Origin of the sequence: Pseudoalteromonas sp. SCSIO 43201, assembly GCF_023716725.1 — a bacterium.
Classification (GTDB): Bacteria; Pseudomonadota; Gammaproteobacteria; order Enterobacterales; family Alteromonadaceae; genus Pseudoalteromonas; species Pseudoalteromonas peptidolytica.
Map to the genome: position 1 here is coordinate 3857132 of NZ_CP072683.1, position 20983 is coordinate 3878114.

4 protein-coding genes are annotated in these 20983 nt (G+C 40.9%); all 4 read right to left on the reverse strand.

Annotated elements, in window-relative coordinates; genetic code table 11:
* Window positions 1-39: 39 nt before the first annotated feature.
* The 4 genes from J8Z24_RS16620 to J8Z24_RS16635 all read right to left on the reverse strand — a co-directional run bounded on the left by J8Z24_RS16620 (window position 40) and on the right by J8Z24_RS16635 (window position 20902).
* Window positions 40-2982 (reverse strand): non-ribosomal peptide synthetase, encoded by a 2943-nt coding sequence (locus tag J8Z24_RS16620; RefSeq protein ID WP_252095053.1) that lies wholly within the window; start codon window positions 2980-2982, stop codon window positions 40-42.
* Between the two features lie 97 nt (window positions 2983-3079).
* Complete coding sequence (locus J8Z24_RS16625) at window positions 3080-11764, reverse strand: non-ribosomal peptide synthetase (protein WP_252095054.1); 8685 nt, start codon at window positions 11762-11764, stop codon at window positions 3080-3082.
* A gap of 22 nt (window positions 11765-11786) precedes the next feature.
* Entirely contained in the window at window positions 11787-12806 is a 1020-nt protein-coding gene (locus J8Z24_RS16630) for a TauD/TfdA family dioxygenase (protein WP_161972749.1), read from the reverse strand.
* Window positions 12807-12847: 41 nt separating this feature from the next.
* Window positions 12848-20902 carry a non-ribosomal peptide synthetase gene (locus tag J8Z24_RS16635; RefSeq protein ID WP_252095055.1) on the reverse strand — a complete coding sequence of 2685 codons (8055 nt, stop codon included), beginning with the start codon at window positions 20900-20902 and terminating at the stop codon, window positions 12848-12850.
* Window positions 20903-20983 lie beyond the last annotated feature (81 nt).

Genomic DNA, 20983 nt, shown 5'->3' on the forward strand with positions numbered 1-20983 from the left:
ATTGTTATACTTATTCTGCCTGTCCGATTACCAAACCTTTTAGCCTTCAGCCAAAAGCCTCTCCACTTCTTCTTCTGAAAGCATTTCTATTTCCGCTAGCAACTGCTCTGTTAGCTGTGCTTCATCAGCAGCCTGACGTTTCTGTCGCGTTTCAATCAAGTTGGCCAGTTTTGCAATAGTAGGCGCTTGAAAAACATCTTCAGAAGAAATTTCCAATTGTTGCTTTTTAGCACCTCCAACAATCTGTACTACTCGAATAGAATCTCCACCCAAGGAAAAAAAGTTATCGTTTATCCCTATTCGCTCAACCTTTAAGCTCTCTTGCCAAATACTCACCAACTGCGCTTCAAGGGGCGTATTAGGTTCTACATACGCAACGTTACTAAGCTTTGAATCTGCATGAGCCAACAGCTTTTGAATATCGACTTTACCGTTGGTGTTAAGCGAGAACGCATCTAAGGTTATCACTTTGTCGGGTATCATATAGTGTGGAAGAAATTCCTCTAATTGATACGGTAGCGTTTCCTCTAGATCCTGCTCTGGAGTCTCTAGAAAAGCACAAATCGACAATTTGGATAGTTGATTTTCTCGAGTAGTAACCAAGGTATTCTTACCGCTAACTTGACTAATAACGCGCTCAATCTCATCTAGCTCAATTCTATAGCCATTAATCTTAATTTGTCGATCATTACGTCCTAGAAATACTAACTCTGCACCTTGTTTCGTGCGATTTAACTTAGCAACGTCACCCGACTTATATAGTCGCTTATCCTCGCCAGCTATACGCACTGTCAAAAAGCGCTCACGCGTGAGTTGTTCTTTTTCAAAGTAGCCGGCAGCAAGTCCTGTACCACCAATATAAACTTCACCAGCAATACCATAAGGTGCAACTCGCAGGGCGTTATCTAGCACATACATTTGCATATTGTCGATTGGCAGACCAATTGCAGCGTTGCCCTTACCACCACGCTCTAATCTAGCTACACAACAACCTACAGTTGCTTCTGTGGGGCCATATTCATTGAACACCTTGATATCTGGATTGTGTTGGAACAAAGGAGCCAAATCTTCATGCTGTAAGGATTCGCCACCAACAACCAAATGGGTTATACAAAGGCTTTCCAACTCCCCTGAGGCGAGCCAGCTGTTTACTAGCTTCAGGTGTGATGGGGTAATTTTAAGTAAGTTGATATTTTTGATATCAACCAGCGCACGTTTAAAATCATCAGTCTCATCGCCCTCAACCAGCTGAACGCTGCCACCAACAAGTAAAGGAGAAAACAACGAGGTTACAGTCAGGTCGAAGCTTATGGCGGTATGAACTAAGCTGTTACCTTGATGAGATAAGTAATGCTTAGCTGCATAAGATAAATAATTTGCGAGCCCTTGACGAGTTACTTCGACCCCTTTTGGTTCACCTGTAGAACCAGAAGTATAAAGTCGATATGCAATATCAGTGTTGTCAGTGATATCTTGCAGCAAGACCTCAGAACATTCACTAATACTTTGCCATGCCGAATCAATATCAAAGACCTTCGTGTCGTGACATACACTATCTAGCACCTCTACACAGGAGTGCTTCACAAACGTGCATTTGAGACCTGTCAGCAAACGCTCTAGACGTTTACCCTTTGTTTTAGGGTCAATGGCGCAATAGCTAACTCCTGAATATATAGATGCAAGGAGAAGTACAAGTAACTCATAGCTTCGAGGCAACATCACACCTATCGTGTCGCCACGTCCGTAGCCATGGGATGTTAGAAAGGCTATACATTTACCCACATCGGAGCCTAGCGTGGCATAATCATAACTAACCTCACCATTTGTTACAGCGATATCTTTTGCATATGCAGCAAAAGAGTCAGAAAACAAACTCGTCAAGTTAGGTGTGGTAGATGGTGTAGGGTTAAGCTGTGACAGTAAGCTTTGCTCTTTTTCAGCATCTAAAAGCTGAGTCGCCAACAGTGCCTTATCGTCATCTTGATGAGACAACGCACATAAGAGCATATTAGCTAAGTCTTCAATCTGTTCTGTCGTGTATTGATCTTCTGCATAATCAAACTTGGCTACTCTTTTGCCATTTTCAAAACAAAGCAACTTTAGCACAATGCCTTGATAAGTATGGCAACAGTCTAGATCTACAATAACGAACTCAGCCCCTTCAGAAGCCTGCACATTGTGAATTTGTATCTCTTGAAAAGCAAATGCCATAGAACTACTGATCGCTTCAGGTGCATATAATTGATACGCGCTGTTCGCCTTGAGCTTATCGGCGAGTTGCAACGCAACATCTTTTACAGATTCAGTTTCACCTATGGTTAGCTGTAGAGGTAGCGCTCGCGCATACAAGCCCACCGCATCTCGAAGCTCTGGGTTCACACGACCGTCTAGTACCACATTGATAGATAATGGGTTGTTCCCCGAGTACTGAGCCAATACACCAGCCCACTGCGCTAGAACAATATTACTTTCGACTGAATCAGGTAATCCAACTTCATAATTACCACGCTCAGAAGGTGCTTGAATATCCTCGACTTCATTTTCATGATATGACCAAAATTCGGTAGCTTGATTGTCTTGTTCAATCATTTCTTGCTGCCAAAGTCCATAATCAATATATTCTGTTGAAGCCAATGAGGGAGCTTTACCATTGTACCGAGAAACTAATTGCTTAAAGATATTCTGTAAACTCTGGCTATCTGTAAACAATACTGGCACACGGATAGCTAGCTGATGTTTATCAATCGCGAGTGCTGTTAGTGTCGCATGAACGCCGTAGCTTCCACTTGTAGGTATTTGATTATCATCACCCTCTGGCGTCTCCTGCCATATTAATTTAGGTGATACGACACTCTGTCTTGGCTGATGATACAGCTCATCATGTACCAGCTCCATACGCAGTGATTCATGTTCATTAATCACTTCATGTAAGCTGTCTCTAAGCCGCTGTCTATCAATAATACCATTGATGATTATTGACACTGAATTATACTTTTCAGTTACAACCTCCGGGCGTTGAGCCCAGAGGTTGCGTTGCTGAATTGTCATTGCATAACAATTTTCGTTCAAAATATTACCCTTAGCTTTCAAATGTGATTAGGTTGCCCATTGATACAAGAAGCTTTCTGTCACCTTTATACGGGTTTCGCCCATGAGCCATCATGACATTATCGACTAATAAAGCATCGCCGTCCTGCCAAGCAAATGACGATTCAAGCTTTTTATATAGCGCTAATAAATCTGATACAAACCCATCTTCTATTTTGTCCCCATTACCAAAATAGCAGTTACGAGGATATTCACTTTCGCTGTAAACAGTCGCTATTGATTGCCTAGTATTGTCATCCAAACAAGAAAAGTGCCAATGCTGGATTTGAGCTACCCAATAACATTTATTTTCTTGGTCTGTTACAAAAGCAGGTCTTACCGCATAAGTCCGCAGCTTGTCTTTCTCTAGCCATTCAAAGCGGATGTTTTGCTCTTTACATTTTCTTTCAACAATTGCTTTATCGGTTGTACAGAATACGCTCTCCCAACCTAAGCCTACATCATCAGTACGAGAATAATTTCGAACATACATCACACCATGCTGTTTAAACTTTTCAACAACCTCAACAGGTAAAGCTTGATAAACCGCATTCGTGTCTACCAGTGGCGTTTCTCCCCCCTCAAGGGCGGCGACTTGGCACCCAAACATAATTCGAGAAGGCCATGTGCTATTAAATGTATTTTCATTGTGCCACAACAAATGATGTTCGCTCGAGTACTGAACTGGAGTCTGTACAGTCGCGTGACCATCAACTGGGTTGTGCTCGCCATTATCTTCAACTAAATCACTGATTAGCAGGTTAGCTATGCTGGAGAAGTTTTCTACTGATCCAACATTGAAATTTCTAAATAGAATAGCACCATACCGTGAATAATAAGAATCTACAATAGCTTTATTGCTATTTATCCAATTCCTTAAGTTCACACCAGGCTGTGAAGCACTGATAGACATTGGCTCACTGATGTTGCTTGGGGGCGTTAATACAATCGCAGAACCGTTATTATCCGCCCCCCTGCGGCGCCCTGTTATCTTAAGTGTTGACTGTTTTTCTAGTAGTGCATTTTCTTGATTCTGCCGTTGTGTCGCAAGATTTTGTTGCAGAGAATTAATTAACTCACCTACTTTTACTGTATCTGCGCCTGCTGCAATCTGTCTTAATGCAGCTTCAAAGCTTGCCAATAGTTCATCAACTCGCTTTTCGCTTATCACATTCGCATTATAGACAAGCTTACCTTTTATCGTATCTGAATACTCTAATAGACCTAGTGTTAAATCAAGACGAGCTTTGGGCTCACCGATATCTAAAACTTCACAATGCACGTTTTCTAATGCAATTTCGGTGTCTGGCGCTTGATCTAAAAATAGCTTGATCTGAAAAATCGGTGACTTTCTATTTGCTTGCGTTCCTCTTAGATGATTGACAACTTTTTCAAATGGCACCTCTTGATTACTCAACACATCTAAGGTGTTAGATTTAACCTGATCAAGAAATTCTGAGACCTTGCTGTCATGATCTACAGCATTTCTCAATGCCACCTGATTTACAAAGAAACCCATTGTATTCTCAAGTTGATAATGCTCACGATTTGCCACATCTGTCCCGATAACAATATCTTTTTCTCCAGTTAATGCTGCAAGCGCAAGATTGAATGCGGTTTGAAGCAGCATAAATGGTGAAAAGTGTGTCTGATCACTAAATCGTCTTAGCTGTGACGTCAAATCAGCGCCTAACTCATACTGTTGGGAGCCTGTAATCACGTCACCGGCTTGCGGTACAGACTTATCACTCAGTGCTAGCATCGTGTTTGGCATATCTGCCAAATACTGTTGCCAAAAGCGTAGCTGTTGGAGCTCATCTTTACGCGTATCTCTTTGCCAAACGGCGTAGTCAATATAGCTTACAGAATCGCAGGTATCTGTAGTAGATTGCTCATTATGTCCTTGCTCATAGAAGCGACACAACTCACTGATGAACAGACGCGTTGTCCAACCATCAGTAATAATGTGATGGAAGTTAAGCACCAAAATAAACTTCTCTGGTGAGAGCTGTAATAAACGAGCCCGCCATAAAGGCGCAGCAGATAAGTTAAACTGGTAAGCTTCCTCTTCGGTAACTACTTTATTGATGGCATCCGGCTGTTCAAACTCCGGTAGGTGGTGCAGCGGCTCAATTGGTAATGCAACAGTTCCAATTGCAGCCAGTTTTTGATGAGGGATGCCTTTTTCTACATCCATCATAATCGCAGTGCGCAGTACCGCATGTTTTTCCACCACACAATTGATTGCTTGCTCAAGCTTCGCAGTATTGAGCGAGCCAGTTAAGGCAATAGCTGCAACATTATTATACCTAGTGTGATGGTTATCTATTTGATCTGCTAGCCATAAGCCTTGCTGAGCAAAAGAAAGCGGCCCCTCTGTTGCTGATGTATTACGGATTATTGCCTCTTGTTTATTCCCCCCTGATGTATGCCTATCGATCAAGCTTGCCATCTGCTCTAATGAATCTGCTTCAAACAGATCTCGCAGTGAAAAGGTTACATCAAAGTGGGCCTTGATCCGTTTATACAGACTGGCCAATTTTAATGAGTGGCCTTTTAGTTTGAAAAACCCGTCTGTTTTGCTCACGTGTGAGACACCAAGAACGTCACACCACATTACCGATAGCTCTTGCTCTGTTTTAGACTTTGGTAGCTCGTATGTTTGCACCTCGTTTGCGACAGTAAACTGATTAGCTAACGCCTTTCTATCCACTTTACCACTTGGTGTTTTCGGAAGTTGCTCAAGTAGCTGAATATAATTAGGTACCATGTAATGCGGTAGCTGCTGCTTTAATATTGTTAGCAAACTTTGCGTATCAACACTTCCGCCATCAATTACCTGCACAAACGCTTCTAATGTGGTCATATCTCCTTTGCCACTAATCATAGCGACTGCTGCAGAGACATCAGCCTGTTGCTCAAGGATTGATTCAATTTCGCTCAGCTCAATCCTAAATCCACGAACTTTAACTTGAGTATCCTTTCGGCCAAGATACTGCACACTTAAGTTATCTCGTTCACCGACCCAACGGCCCATGTCTCCTGTTTTGAATAATCGACCCCAAGGTGAGTCTATAAAGCTCTGGCTATTTAAATCATCACGAGCAATATAACCAGTTGAGAGGCCGGCACCACCAATATAAATTTCTCCCTGCGCGCCTTGTGGGCTTAATGAAAGGTTCTCATCAAGAATATACAAGTCTGTATTCAAGATAGGCTGACCTAACGCAACAGACTCGTCACGACTAATTTTAGTGCAAGATGACCAAATAGTCGTTTCTGTTGGGCCGTACATATTCCAGGCATCACTCGTCACATCTAACAACTGACGCTTCAGTTGTGTTGGCATGCTTTCACCACCACAGAGCGCACGAATGCTGTTAGGGAGGTCAATACCGAAATTGAGCAATGCACTCCAAGTTGAAGGCGTCATTTGTAATACGCTGGGTTTGACATCAGAGATGGTGTTCGCCAATGACTCAATATTAGCTAACTGAGCGTTTGAGCCAATCACACAAGTTCCACCTGATACAATAGGCAAAAAGAGCTCAAGTAGCGCTATATCAAAGCTGTATGGTGTAATGGCAAGAATGGAGTCGTCACGGTTAAACCCAGGCTCTACTTGCATACTCATCAAGAAGTTTACAAAGCTTCCATGTGATATTTGAACCCCTTTAGGCTTTCCTGTACTACCCGATGTGTAAATTGCGTATGCCAGTTGCTCTTGCTCTAACTTTTTACTGGCAGCAGCTCTACTGAGATGCTCAGTTTCGCTTATACGGCATACTGTGACCTCATCTCCATACTGGCTTGCCTGAACACTTAGCGTGTCACTACAAATCACTAAACGCATGTCGCTATTTTTAACGATATATCCCAATCGCTCAGCTGGATAGGTAGGATCTAAAGGAACAAACGCACCTCCCGCTTTGATGATCCCTAACATGGTGATCAATATATTCTCAGAGCGCTCCATCAAAATACCGACAAAGTCTCCTTGTACAAACTGAGAAGACTGGAGCAGCATATTTGCCACTTGGTTGCTTCGAGCATCTAGGGTTTCATAGCTAAATTCCATCCCTTCGCATTTGATCGCCGTTTTATGGCCAGATACCTGAACTTGCTGAGCAAATAAGTCTTTCACAGATGTAGCAGCTAAATCGCTTTTCTTACCTCTACTGTGACTTAAGATAGCGTTTTTATCCGCTTCACTTAGATATGAAATATCCTTTATTGGACTTAGCCACTGCGCTTGTAGCGATTCTAATAGGTATAATAGTTGCTCACCAATTTTGTCAATTGTACTTCTGTTATATAAGTCCTGAGAATACTCGATTTGTAGTTCAAGCCCACCAGCATCCGTATTGGCAAAGTCAAAAGTTAAATCAAATTTGGCCGATATTTGTAATGGCTCTATCAGCTCGGCATCACACCCTGCAAAGTCAATATTATTATTTAGGTCAAGATAGTTAACTAATACTTGGAATAGGGGGTTTCTGCTAAGGTCTCTGTCAGGCTCAACGAGCTCTACAACCTTTTCAAAAGGCAGAGCTTGGTTGGACTGTACCTCTAGCATCTTCTCCTGTGTTGTTTCAAGAAAACGGCCAACCGAACTGTCTTGAGAAATACCTTTTAAATTAAATGCGACTGTATTTAAAAATAGTCCAACAGTATCTTGGATTTGAGATTGCTCTCGATTTGCAACCGGGATACCCAGACAAAAATCCGTTTGATTTGAATATCGTTGTAAAAGGAGATGAACCGCACTGATTAACATACTAAATACGGTTAATTGACGGCTATCACATAGAGATTTTAAGGAATCAAATTGTCCTTTGTCTAGATTGAAAAGTACTCGCTCCCCTTTACCTGACAGTACTTTAGGTCTTGGGTGATCTGTTAGCATTTCTAAGTTTTGATAGCCACTTAATTCCTTATTCCAAAACTTCACTTCATTAGCTAATGTCTTCTCGTTGATAAAGTCGCGCTGCCACTTCGCATAGTCAGTATATTGAATGGCAGGATGCACGACCTCCACATCTTTTTGTTGTACAAAATCTCTATAGCTAGACGTGATATCATCAAGAATAATATTCAGAGACAACCCATCTGCCACAATATGGTGCATACATAGTCCTAATACCCATTTATCTTCTGCAAAACGAACAAGTAATGCACGGATCAAGGGCAACTCACCAAGGTTAAATGGTTTTTCAACCCAGCTTTCTAATGTCGCTCTATAGCTTGATAGATCAGTAATATCAGCCTCTGTAGACATATCTAGCTGTTGTAATGGAAGCTGAATATGTGGCTCCACAATTTGGCAAAGTCGCTCGCCTAACTCACTAAACTTAGTTCGCAGCGAATCGTGTCTTGCTATTGTGTAAGCAATGGCTTTTTCCAAAGCCTTAGTATCAATCTGGCCACTAATCTTAACAAAGCCTGTCATATGGTACTTTGTACTTTCACCAATTTTATCAAGGAAGTACATTCGCTCTTGACCATAAGATAAAGGAATATCCTCTGTGCCGCTGAGCTGCTTAATCTCAGGCAACTGAGTTTGTTTACTCGTCGCTTTACCTTTTTTCTCATCAATAAGTGCGGCCATCGACGCTAAGCTTTCTGAATCATATATTTCTTTAATTGTCAGCTTAACTTCCAATGCGTCACGAATGTTTGCAATCATCCTCATTGCTTTGAGAGAGTTTCCATATAGCCCAAAAAAGCTACTATTGATACTCACCTTGTCTTGTGAAAAGACACTCTCCCATACCTTAGCTAATACAGCTTCTGTTTCTGTTGTTGGCGCAAGGTAGGGTCGACTTTCTTCCTTTTGATACTTATCTATTTCGCTTACCAAAGCTTTTCTGTCCACTTTTCCACTCGGTGTCATCGGAAAGCTTTCAACCTGAAATAGTGCATTGGGTATCATATAGTCCGGCATTTTGCTTTTTAGCGTGTTCTTCAGCTGCTCTACATCTATTGTGGCAGCTTCAGCCGTGAAGAATGCCATAAGCTCAACACTATCTGCATCACCGTTCGATGGGTGTCCTATAACAACCGCCTCTGTAACTCCTGCAATAGCATGTACCTGCGATTCAATCTCACCAAGCTCAACGCGATAGCCCTGAACTTTCAACTGCGCATCGTTTCGGCCGGTGAAGTAGAATAAACCATCTATGTCGTAATACCCTCTGTCACCTGTACGATACAATCGCTTCCGTTGTGAGCCAATTTCACAGGTTACAAACTTAGCACGTGTTTCTTCATCACGGTTTATATAGCCTTTAGCAAGGCTCATCCCACCTAAATATAGCTCGCCAACAAAGCCTGGGGGCAAAGGGTTCATTTTTTCATCTAAGATATAAGCCTCCCTTCCCTGTAACGGCTGCCCGATTGAGATAGCGTTACTTTGGTCGCGACCAACTTCATGCGCCAGTGCCGTTACCGTTGCTTCCGTTGGGCCATAAGCATTTATTAATCTGACAGTGTTTTCAAATAGCTCGTTCCAACTATTCGCTTTGTCAGCTACCATCCGATCTCCACCGACGATCATGAGCCTTAGGCTACTTACCTTTTCAAGTGATGGTAAGTTTTGCCAATCATCAACCACATGATTCCAATATGCTGTAGGTATATTAACCACGCTCAACTGATACTGTGCAATCTTTTCAGCTAACTCAGCAGGACTCCAAACAACGGGCCCTCTAATACATAGTGTCGCTCCACTCGCCAACGCAACATAGATTTGTTCAATAGATGGATCAAAGTTTGCTGGTGCAAATAAGAGCGAACGATCAGCTCCGCTCATTTGATAGTACTCAATCATGGATAATGTATGTGCTATCACTGAGTGATGTGGTATTAAAGTCCCTTTTGGGTTCCCTGTCGAGCCAGACGTATAAATCATATAGGCATCGTCATCTTGACAATATTCATGATTTTTATTGTATGCTATTGATTCACAGGGTTTATTAACCGTAATCAGCTGTAAGTTGTATTTCTCTAGCTGTTGTTGATCATCTGCTAAACAAATAACCTTGCTGACGTTTGAATCTTCAATCATGTATTTGATGCGTTCTTCTGGGTACTCAGTATCCAGTGGTAAATAGACTGCATTTGCTCTTGAAATCCCTAACATAGCAGCGATCAGTAAAAATGAACGCGGTGCAAAAACGGCAACTACTTCCCCTTTTTCTACCCCATTGTCATCTAACTTTTGCGCAATAGCATTCGCCCAATTACCCAATTCTTGATAGCTAAGCGTGTCCGAATCATGCTCTAGTGCCACTTTATCGGGGCATTGTTTGATTTGCTCTGCAACTAGTTGGTGGATCGCTTTGTTTACTGTATTGCCTGTCGATGTTTTAACTTTGGTATTATCTAGCGCTGCTTCTTCTAACTCGAATATCGGTATATTGTGCAACCCATCAACTTGTGCTGATAACAAATAACGCATTTGGGTAATAAACGCATTGTTTATTTGTTGGATTACTTGTTCAGTATAAGCATTACTGTCAAAGCGCCAACATAGCTCGATATTATTGTCGATGTTTACTTCGGCATGCAAAGCTAGCTTGTGTAGAGAAGGAGCCAGCTGGATATGTTTAGGGGCCCAACTTAACTCGCTGTTGGAACAAGTAAGTGTAGAGGCGCTGTTATAAAAAGCGAAACCGATATCTAACGATTCCAATGCTTCTTCTCTCCAACACTCAGGCCATTTATAAAAGTCTTGCCAACTTTGAATAGAAGTTAACTGCCTAGAAAGTTGCTTAACAAGTGGTAAAAATGATTTAAACTCAGTGATGTCCACACAAATTGGTATGTCTTTTTGAACTATACCCATGACACTTTGTAGCTGCTCATCATCTCTCCCTTCAACCCTGAATGAGACAGCTTGATTGGATTGCCCACTCATGCGTGAGACAATTAAAAGCCACATCGAGCAAAGCACGTCTTGAGCCCGCAAATCATGTTGTGAACAATACGCATTAAGCTGCTCTGTATACACACTAGGTAAGTTAACAACTTGACTGTGTTGGGTGTACGCACGCTCTGTTGTTGGCTCTTCAAGCGCAAAGCTAAAACGTGGGGAAAAGTCTTTGCAATAATTGCTCCAGAACTTGTTTCCTTCAAAAGCATCATCTGACATTTGAAGCTCATCTAACCATGCTGCATAGTCGATATACTGTAGAGGCTCCTCCAGTTCAGGACACCCTGATCCGTGTATAGCATCGTAGCAATAGGACCACTCTTTTAGCATAGTCATTACGGCTTGGTAGTCCATAGCCAGGGCATGACAGCAAAGAATGATATGATGCTTATTCTCGGCTTCTTTTACTAAAGAGATATATACTGTGCTGCTATTACCACTTTTTTGGAACTCTTCATTTTGTACTTTAGCAATCTCTGTTAGCGACGATTCACTCAATTCATGCTCGCTCCATTCGAGGTTTGCTCCCGCTAGCACTTGCAGTGGGTACTTCATCCCTGGAATAACAGTGTAATCTGTCTGAAAGATCTCATGCCTTTCCACGACAGTGCTTAAAGATTCTTTTAAAGCAGCAATATCTACACTACCTTTAAGCTCTACTACAATTTGTGCACCAGAGCGATCATGCTCAAGTATTTGAAAAAGATCCCTCTGCTGTGGTGAAGTCAGAAATCCATCAGACATAATTTTCTCCTAATTATTATTATTAAAATTCAGGTCTTGAATAAAGGTCAGCCATGGCTACACGTACTTTTCTTGGGCCTGTAAATGCCTCCCTTCCGTGAACAGAGAGCACATTATCAATAAGTAGTACATCCCCTTTTTGCCAATCAAACATTTTCTTTTCTTTTAAATATGCTTCTTTCAAGTGTCTCGCTACATCATCTGGGATCCTTGTACCGTCACCGTACAAGGTATCAAATGGTAACCCTTCTTCACCCACTTGACTTAACATGCTTTCAAGTACAAACGGTGGCAAATTTGCACGATGCCAGAAGGCAATGTGATTGAACCAACATTCTTCATTAGTCTGCGGGTGAATAATCGTGGCAGAGCGAGTTTGGCTAGTGAAGAGGCCGTCGTCTTCTTTCCATCGAAAGTCAATTTGATTCACACGGCAGTATTCTTCAACTTCACTTTTAGAACGTCCAGCGAAAGCATCTTTCCAATCATATGCCAAATACTTTCCATAATTTCGATGTAGTGTCCAGCCTACTTTTCTAAACTTATCTAATACATCTGGGTCTATATGTTGCAATATACGCTTGCTGCAACCTATTGGTGTAGCTCCCCCAGTGATCGGCTCTTCTTCACAGAAGAACCATACTTTTAATGCGAATGAAATTGACGCTGTATTTTCATTGTGTAACGCGATAGTTTCATCATCTGGGTACAATGTTGAAGTAAACACATTATTCGCGATCGTCTTTCTGGGTGAAGAACGTTCTACATATTCAATTAATTGATACTGTGAGTCTCGAACATATTCAACAAACTCCTTATCACCATAAACATCAAAGCCTCTAAACAATATTGCACCATGCTGCAAAAGTTTTTGATCAATAAAGCTTTGGTTCGTACGAGTCCAATCTTTAAGGCTAACGCCTGGAACCTGGGGGGTGATTAACAGTGCATAAGAGTCACCTTGAAACAGTTCAGTACAAGCCACTAGATCTAAACTAGAAATAGGAGCTTGACGACTTCTTGTTATTGTTCTTTTTGCCATTTTAGGGCTGCTTTTTAATTCAATCATATACAATTTCTCTACTAAATATTACTAGGTTCGCGTCTAGAAGTTCCTGTTCTAATGACTCGTTTTCGGCTTGTTGCTGAGCGCAGATTCCGTTTACGCTCATCTAGATTTTGCAAGACTTCTGTCACTGATGTATCTGGCTGGTCACATATCAGCTCTGCAAGATAATGAATATCATCCAGTAAGTTTGTAATCGCTACTCGAGAAAAGCGACGAACGTCGTAACAGAAATAAAGCTGTATATTATCTCGTGGTATTACTATCAGTGTTAATGCTGTCGGACTTTCACCATGATGTTCAATATCCTGAAGATCTATCAAAGTAGACTGTTCAAGTGTTTTATTATCAATTGGATAATTATTAACGTTCAACAGAATTTCAAATAACTGTGAGCTACTAAAGTTAGTCAATTTATATAGCCTATCTTGCTCAATATCTAAATGACCATTTTTACTGCTTTGCTCACTTTTTTGCTTCTGCAACAGGGAGTTTATTGTCTCACCTGCCTCTAATCGTTGCCTAACTGGCAGAGACTTAACAAATAGACCCGCCAACTGTTCAATCCCTTTAACTTCAGCAGGTCGGCCTGAGTATGTTTCGCCATACATGATATCCTTACTGCCGCTATGACTGGCAATGAGTAAAGTGTACAGGGTGTGCATAAAGTGATTAAGCGTTAACTTTTCCTTCGTCAAAAAGCGATGTATTTTTTCACTTTGAGCAGGTGTAAAATCTTTAGCAAAATTCTCTTTTTCTTCAAGATCTTCATCTAGTTTGGGGTCATTGTACCTATCCGCGAGCAGTGTGGTTGCCGTAGAAATACCTTTTAGATAATTAGACCAAAAACGCTCTGTTTCTTTCTCTTTAGATGTATTAGTAAGTTTAAACTCAACGTAATCTTCTAGCTTTGCAGCAACAGGTAACTCTTGTAACTCTCGACCAAGACGCTGCTCATATATAGTAAGCACTTCTTTGATAATGTTGGCCATCGACCAACCATCAAGAATACTATGGTGGAAGTTCCAGACAAATACGAATGATGAATCACTCATTTTGTATAAATGATATTGGCTCAATGGCACATCTTCTAAATTGAACCCTTTTTGCCTTTGTGCATTTAATTCATTGGCAAGATAGGTAACTTTCGTAGACGCATCCAAGTGACTAAAGTCATACTCCGTCATTGAGAATGGCTGCTCTTCATATACAACCAGCAGTGGGTTTGCACAGTTTTTATAGACAAAACCCGACCTCAATATCTGATGCCTCTCAATTACCTGTTCCCAAGCTTCTGCCCAATATTGCGCATTTAGTTTCTTTGTAAAGTTAAACTTAACTTGTTCAAAGTATAAGCTCTTGTTCAAAGAGGATAGGCAATGGAATAAAATAGACTCTTGCGTTTCAGTAGTCGGCAATATATTGCTAATTTTTTTATTAGTGCTCAGTTTTAAATCATGAATTAGTGAATTAAATTTATGCTCCGGCAGTTCAATCAACGGGAAATCGCTCGGCGTATAAAAACACGTATCTTGATCTAGACAAACACGACTAAATTGCTGTAGCTGAGTGTGAATATCGTTTACCAACTGTCGAGCTGTTGTTTCACTCAGTGTTAGCTCATCATAAAGTAACTCAATACAAAGCTGACCATCTTGTACCTTAGAAAGCACCTCTATTGGGTATGCTCTCTTGTCGGCAGGATTTCTATCGCCCTCCTCAACAAGCTGTATTTTATTAAACGCATCACTTTGTTGTAGTGAATAATCCAGCTGACCAAGATAATTAAACAAAATTGGGGCTCGATGATTTTGTTGTATGTCATTAGCTAGATAATTGATCACAGAGTAATTAAATCCTGCTTCAGGCACGTTTCTTAACCGTTCCTTCGTCTCAATTACCGTTTGCCCTAAAGCACTGGGATCAGAAATACGTAGACTGAATGGATAAATGCTTGTAAACCAGCCAATTGTTCGGCTTAAATCAATACGTTCATTGAGACTAGCGCGGCCATGCCCTTCTAAGTCAATCATAAAGTCAGAGCCACCGGACCATGAGTGTAATGCAATTCCAAGCGCACTCAGCAATATATCTTGCATCTCTGTATTGAAAGTATCCTTGGCTTTTTTGAGCAATGTCTGCGTTTCACTTTGTCCTAACTCAACCGTAACTTTCTTCTGCTCTTCATAGGTTGCTTGCATTTCGGAGCGAAACGGTAAAGCAGAGTAGTGTTTATCAATAACACCTTGCCAATATGGGATCTCTTTGGCAACCGAGTCTACGTCGCTGTAAGCATGTAATTCCGCAGCCCACTGAAAATAAGAAGTCGTATTTTTTCGCTCCGACACGACATTATTAACACGATCTAAGATTGCATGGGAAAAGTCTTCAATTAGGATCCGCCATGAAACAGCATCGACAATCAAATGATGAATAGTAATAAAAATATAATCAGGAGTGTCTTGTGAACAAATATAACTTGCAGCAACAGTATTACCGGTCTCAATATTCAGACTACCTTGTAATTTAGCTTCAAGAAGTCTGGCCTCCTGAGCAGAACCTACCGTGTTATATTCTAAAGAAGCAAGCGCATTCTCATCAAGGTAGTGTTGAGCATCACCTGAAAATCCAGTTTTGAATATTCGATGTGCTTGTATCAGCTGTTTAAATGCGGCTTGATACACCTCTTTTGAGATCCCTTCTTTCACTTCTAGCCTTAGTGACTGTGTCCAACGAGAATGGTCAACCAAATCCAACGAGAAAAACCACTTTTGAATGGCAGTGAGTGGAGCACTACGAGATTCTGTTTCACATTCTATTAAGACCTCACTTTCCTTATCACCTACTACGGCTTGCATTTCAATCGTTGGGTGCTTGAAAATATCATTTGGTGTAAGTGATAAGCCAGCCAATTTAGCCTGAGAAGATAGTTGAATAGCTAAGATTGAATCACCACCCAAAGAGAAAAAGCTATCATTTTTTGAAATATTCTCTTTCGGCACGCTCAATAGTCTGGCCCAAATATCCAGTAACTCAAGCTCCAAAGGTGTGACAGGTACAGTATCAGATTGAACATCATTGCCATGATGATAAATAGGCTCAGGCAATGCTCTTTTATTTAACTTACCATTGGCAGTAAGTGGGAGATTATCGAGCATCATGATTGATGCAGGAACCATATAATCCGGTAGGTACCTTTTCAAATGTGTAAATACACCTTTAGAATCAACCCCTTGATCTGCTACAACATAGCCAACAAGCTTTTTGCTTTCATCATGTGTCACGCACAAAACAGCGGCTTCTTTCACACCATCTAGCGCTTGAATACAGCCTTCAATCTCTCCTAATTCTATTCTAAAGCCACGCACTTTGACCTGATCGTCTGCACGAGACACATAACAAAGTTCGCCATCATGTCGCAAATACGCTAAATCTCCTGATTTGTATACTGGTAAACTTTGTTGACCAGGAAACTGATGATTAAAGAATCGCTCACTCGTTAGTGTTTCATTATTTAAGTAACCTTTGGCGACACAATCCCCTGTGAGGTACATCTCCCCGATCACCCCAAAAGGCTGTATTTGCATACTGTCATTACAGATGTAAATCCCAATATCACCCAAAGGCTGGCCGATTAAGTTACCTGTAGATTTTAATGCGGACGCTCCAATTTCTTTAAACGTAGAGTGGACGCAAGTTTCTGTAATGCCATACATGTTTACTAGTTTGGTTTGAGAGTTTGAGTTTGCTTCGAACCAAGGTTGTAATTTCTGTAGCTCTAATTTTTCTCCTCCAAAAACCACGTAACGGAGTTCATGATGATAACTTTCGAGTCCTTCAACAGCCATGAAAGGATAAAAAGCCGATGGCGTTTGAGAAAGTACAGTTACCCCATAGTGTTGCACTAAATTACGCATTGCAAAGGAATCTCGAGCAATTTCAAGCGGCATCACTATTAATTTAGCTCCTGTAAACAAGGCTCCCCACATTTCCCACACTGAGACGTCAAAGCTATAAGAGTGGAATAAAGTCCATACATCCTGATCTGAAAAAGAGTAGAGTTCACAAGCTGAGTCGATAAGTCTCATGACATTATTATGCGTTACCATCACGCCTTTAGGCTTACCGGTAGAGCCAGATGTATAAATTACATAAGCTAATGCATTGTTCTCAATATCAACTTGTAAGTTTTGGCCACTATACTCTGCCAATTTTTGTGACTCAGCATCTGCATCAATAATGAATTTTTTACCATCAAATATCGTATGTTCGGTATTAGATTCACAAATCATAAAATCAACTTGAGCATCTAATAATATCCCCTCCAAACGAGACGAAGGATTAGTCGTATTGAGCGGGACATAAGCAGCTCCAGCTTTTAATACCGCAAGAATAGCAACAACGGTATTAATGTTTCTATCAATCAACAGCGCAATCTTATCTCCAGCTCGAATGCCCTGCGCTTGCAAGTGGCGAGCGAGCTGGTTCGCTCGCTTATTGAGCTCAAGATACGTGAGTTTATCGCCATTTGTTGACTCTACAGCAATTTGCTCAGCCCCTCTTTCTACTTGCGCTTCAAATAAAGACTGAATGGTATTTGATGCGTTATTGAAGCGTCTACGAGGAGCCAGCATAGCTGCCACTTTATGCTCCTGCGATTCACTGAGTATAGCGACTTTATCTAAGGTCTCATGCTGGTTTTGTATTACTGCAAATAGCAACTCTTTAATACTGTTGAGCATATTCTCAGCTGTCGCACGCTCAAACAAGGAAGTGTTATAGTTAATTTCTAACTTTATACTCTGATCGAACTCTGTTGCTTCTAACATTAAATCAAACTGAGCCGTCGACTTATCGCGTTGCACCGGGATCAGTCTTTCATTTTCACTCAAGGCAAGTGCGCCACTATTATTGAGCAGTATATCAAGTACTTCATAGTCTTTTGCATCGGTTGTTTGGTACACAAACATGGTTTGGAACAAGGGTGCAAAATTTTCAAGCCGAGTACTTAGGGTACTATTTACAATATGTTCAAACGGTACCTGGCTATTTGCCATTGCAGACAATAGATTTTGTTTTATATCTGTGAGTAGCTGTTGGAAAGTCAGATCTCGACTTAAACTGCTTCGAATAGGGAGAGGGTTAACAAAATACCCAATTATTGAGTTAAAACAGCTAAGATGCCTACCCATACTTGGAGTGCCAACTACAATGTCATCTTGGCCTGTATATCTATATAGGAAAAGAAAATAAATAGATAGAAGCAGCTGGTTCATCGTAATGTTATTACTCACTGCAAACTGCTTAACAGCCTCTTTTTCATCGCTATTTAGCATCAACGAGGCCACTTCACCATCATAACAGTATGATTTAGGACGAACAAAGTCCGTAACTAGCTCTAGATTAGGGTTTACGTTACTTAACCTATCTTGCCAGAATTCGTGCTGCGTTTGATAGGGTTCAGAACGCTCCACTTTGCTTTGCCACAGTGTAAAGTCAACATAAGAAAATGCGTTCGTTTGTTCATACTCCTCTACTGTATTGGCTGTATAAAAGCACTTGAAGTCTTCGATTAAGATCATCATTGAGTGCATATCTGTCACAATGTGATGAAGTGTAATCGCTAAATAATTGTCTTCACTGGAACTGATTAGTTCAATTCTAATTAAAGGGCCATTCTCCAAATCAAAATGATACGAAGCGGCTTGCCGTAATGCGTCCTCTACTGCAACAGAGTTATTACAGTGTTTGTGCGTAAAATATTCACCGAGATCAGAAGAAATCTTTTGATTTAGGATGCCATCAGCAAATTGAAATTGCGTACGTAACGCCGCATGTTTGGCAATCACCTTATCCCAAGCACACTTTACCCGATCAATCTCCAAGCTTGATGACTCGAACTTAAAGGCATAGTGAATATTGTAGGCTGTTTGTAATGGCGTTCTTTGATGTAGCGACCACAAAGACCTTTGATTTGCGCTTGCAGGGTAAAGCTTACCTTCAATGATCTGTTGAGGTTCAATGGATTGCTCAGTTTTAACGTTATTTAATTTTAATAAAATGGTATCAATTAAGTCTTTGACCTTAGCAACTGCGAGTAATTCGGCAAGTGGCAAGGAAACGGAAAATGTTCTTTCTAATCTAGCTTGTAATTGCGACGCTCGCAGTGAATTCATCACTAATGACAATAAAGAACTATCATAACTCACGTTATCAATAGGCTGTTTAGTAACAGATGATATCTCAGCTTGTAAATATTCGAATAGTGTAGTGCGCTCTACAGCGTTAGCTTGTATCTGACGAGTTAATTCAAGATTATCTGCCAATTCACTTGGTGTATCCTTAAATGTTACACCATGATATTCTCCAAGATCTCCATTTAAGAATGACTCTTTTGTCGCTTGCCTTTTCACTTTGCCACTAGAGGTTTTTAAAAGCCTACCTTTGCGTACCAGCTTGATACTGTAAATATCTAGCCCTATACGTGTACTGATAGCCTCACTGATTTTATGAATAACCGAGTCTAATTCTTCTTTGATATCTTTGCTTGGGCGTAACTCTTGCACAAGCACTAACTTTTCTGTTGCTTCATCTTCTATTGAAAATGCAGCAGCATTCCCAAGAGGCAACCCTTCTAGCGCTTGTTCTGCGACAAACTCTATATCTTGTGGGTAATAATTAGTTCCGTTGATGATGATGGTATCTTTTATTCTACCCGCGACATATATTTCACCATTATAGATAAAGCCTAAATCACCTGTTCTGAGGTATTTGGCATCACTCCCCTTTGGCTGTGCACCGAATGTCTTAGCAGTTTCTTCCTCTCGACCCCAATAACCTAGCGCCACACTACTACCACTGGCCCAGATTTCACCAATCTGATTATCTGGTAAAATTTCAAGTGTTGTGGGGTCTACAATGATTGCACTATGGTCTGTATATGTTTGACCACACCCCAAAAGAGTTGTCGAGTTTACTGCTGTTGCACCAGTATCCAAGGCCTTCGCAATTCCCGCACCAAGGGACTCGGTACAAAAGTGAGTTGTTATTGCACAATTAGCACGCAGTGGTGCACTTAAGAACACTGTGATTTCAGCCATTCCATAGCTAGGATAGTAAGCTTCTTTTGAAAAGCCTGCTAATTTAAACTTATCGTGAAACTTCTCAAAAGTCTTCGCCCTGATAGGCTCTCCAGCATTGAATGCAACTTGCCAACTGCTGAGGTCTAGCTGTGATACCTGCTCATCCGTAACATGCTTACAACAATGATCAAACGAGAAGTTTGGACCACCACATATCGTCCCTTTATATTTATCAATGGCGGACAACCACGAAAATGGGTTTCTGATAAAGTCAGAAGGAGACATAATAACTGACTGGGCACCAATATAAGCAGGTAGGAATAGCGTATTTACTAACCCTAAATCATGAAACAGAGGCAACCAATTTACAAAAACATCCTTTTCACTGCTATCACTCGCTGCAATTAATGCATCTAAGTTTGCCGCGATGTTTCCATAGGTAATGATTGCTCCCTTCGGGATCCCTGTAGAACCTGATGTATACTGTAGATATGAGATGTCGTCAGCATCAATTTGGGTGTCAATTTCTATCGCATCACCTTCTAACAATGCTTCAAACGTTACGATGTTACTGTGAAAATCATAGCTGCTACTGTCAAAGTAAGCTTTTGTATTTTCAAGATTATCACTTAATGTAACTATGATAGTTGAATTACAGTTATCAACAACAGCATCGATTCTGGAGTGCTTATCTTTCGCTCTTGCGGGATAGAGGGGGACTGATACCAAGCCAGCAAACATACATGCATACATCGAGATAATATATGCCGCTCCATTTGGAAGTAGAAGTGCAACTCTATCGCCTTTCTTTCCGTTATCTAAGAGCTGCTTAGCCATTACTCTCGCTTGATGTTCCAGCTCTTTAAAAGTAAGTTCTACTTCACCTTGCGCTTCGATAAACGTGAAAGCCACCTTATCAGGATAGTTTTGACTATTCTCAATCAACTTTAGTAGCACTTTGGGAAGTGGCTTATTTTGTTGTTCAATCAACTTCTTTTCCTCTTAACTCTATGACAATCTTAGTATTAAAGCGTAGGTTCTAATTCTTCTGTTACACTTTAAACACTACTC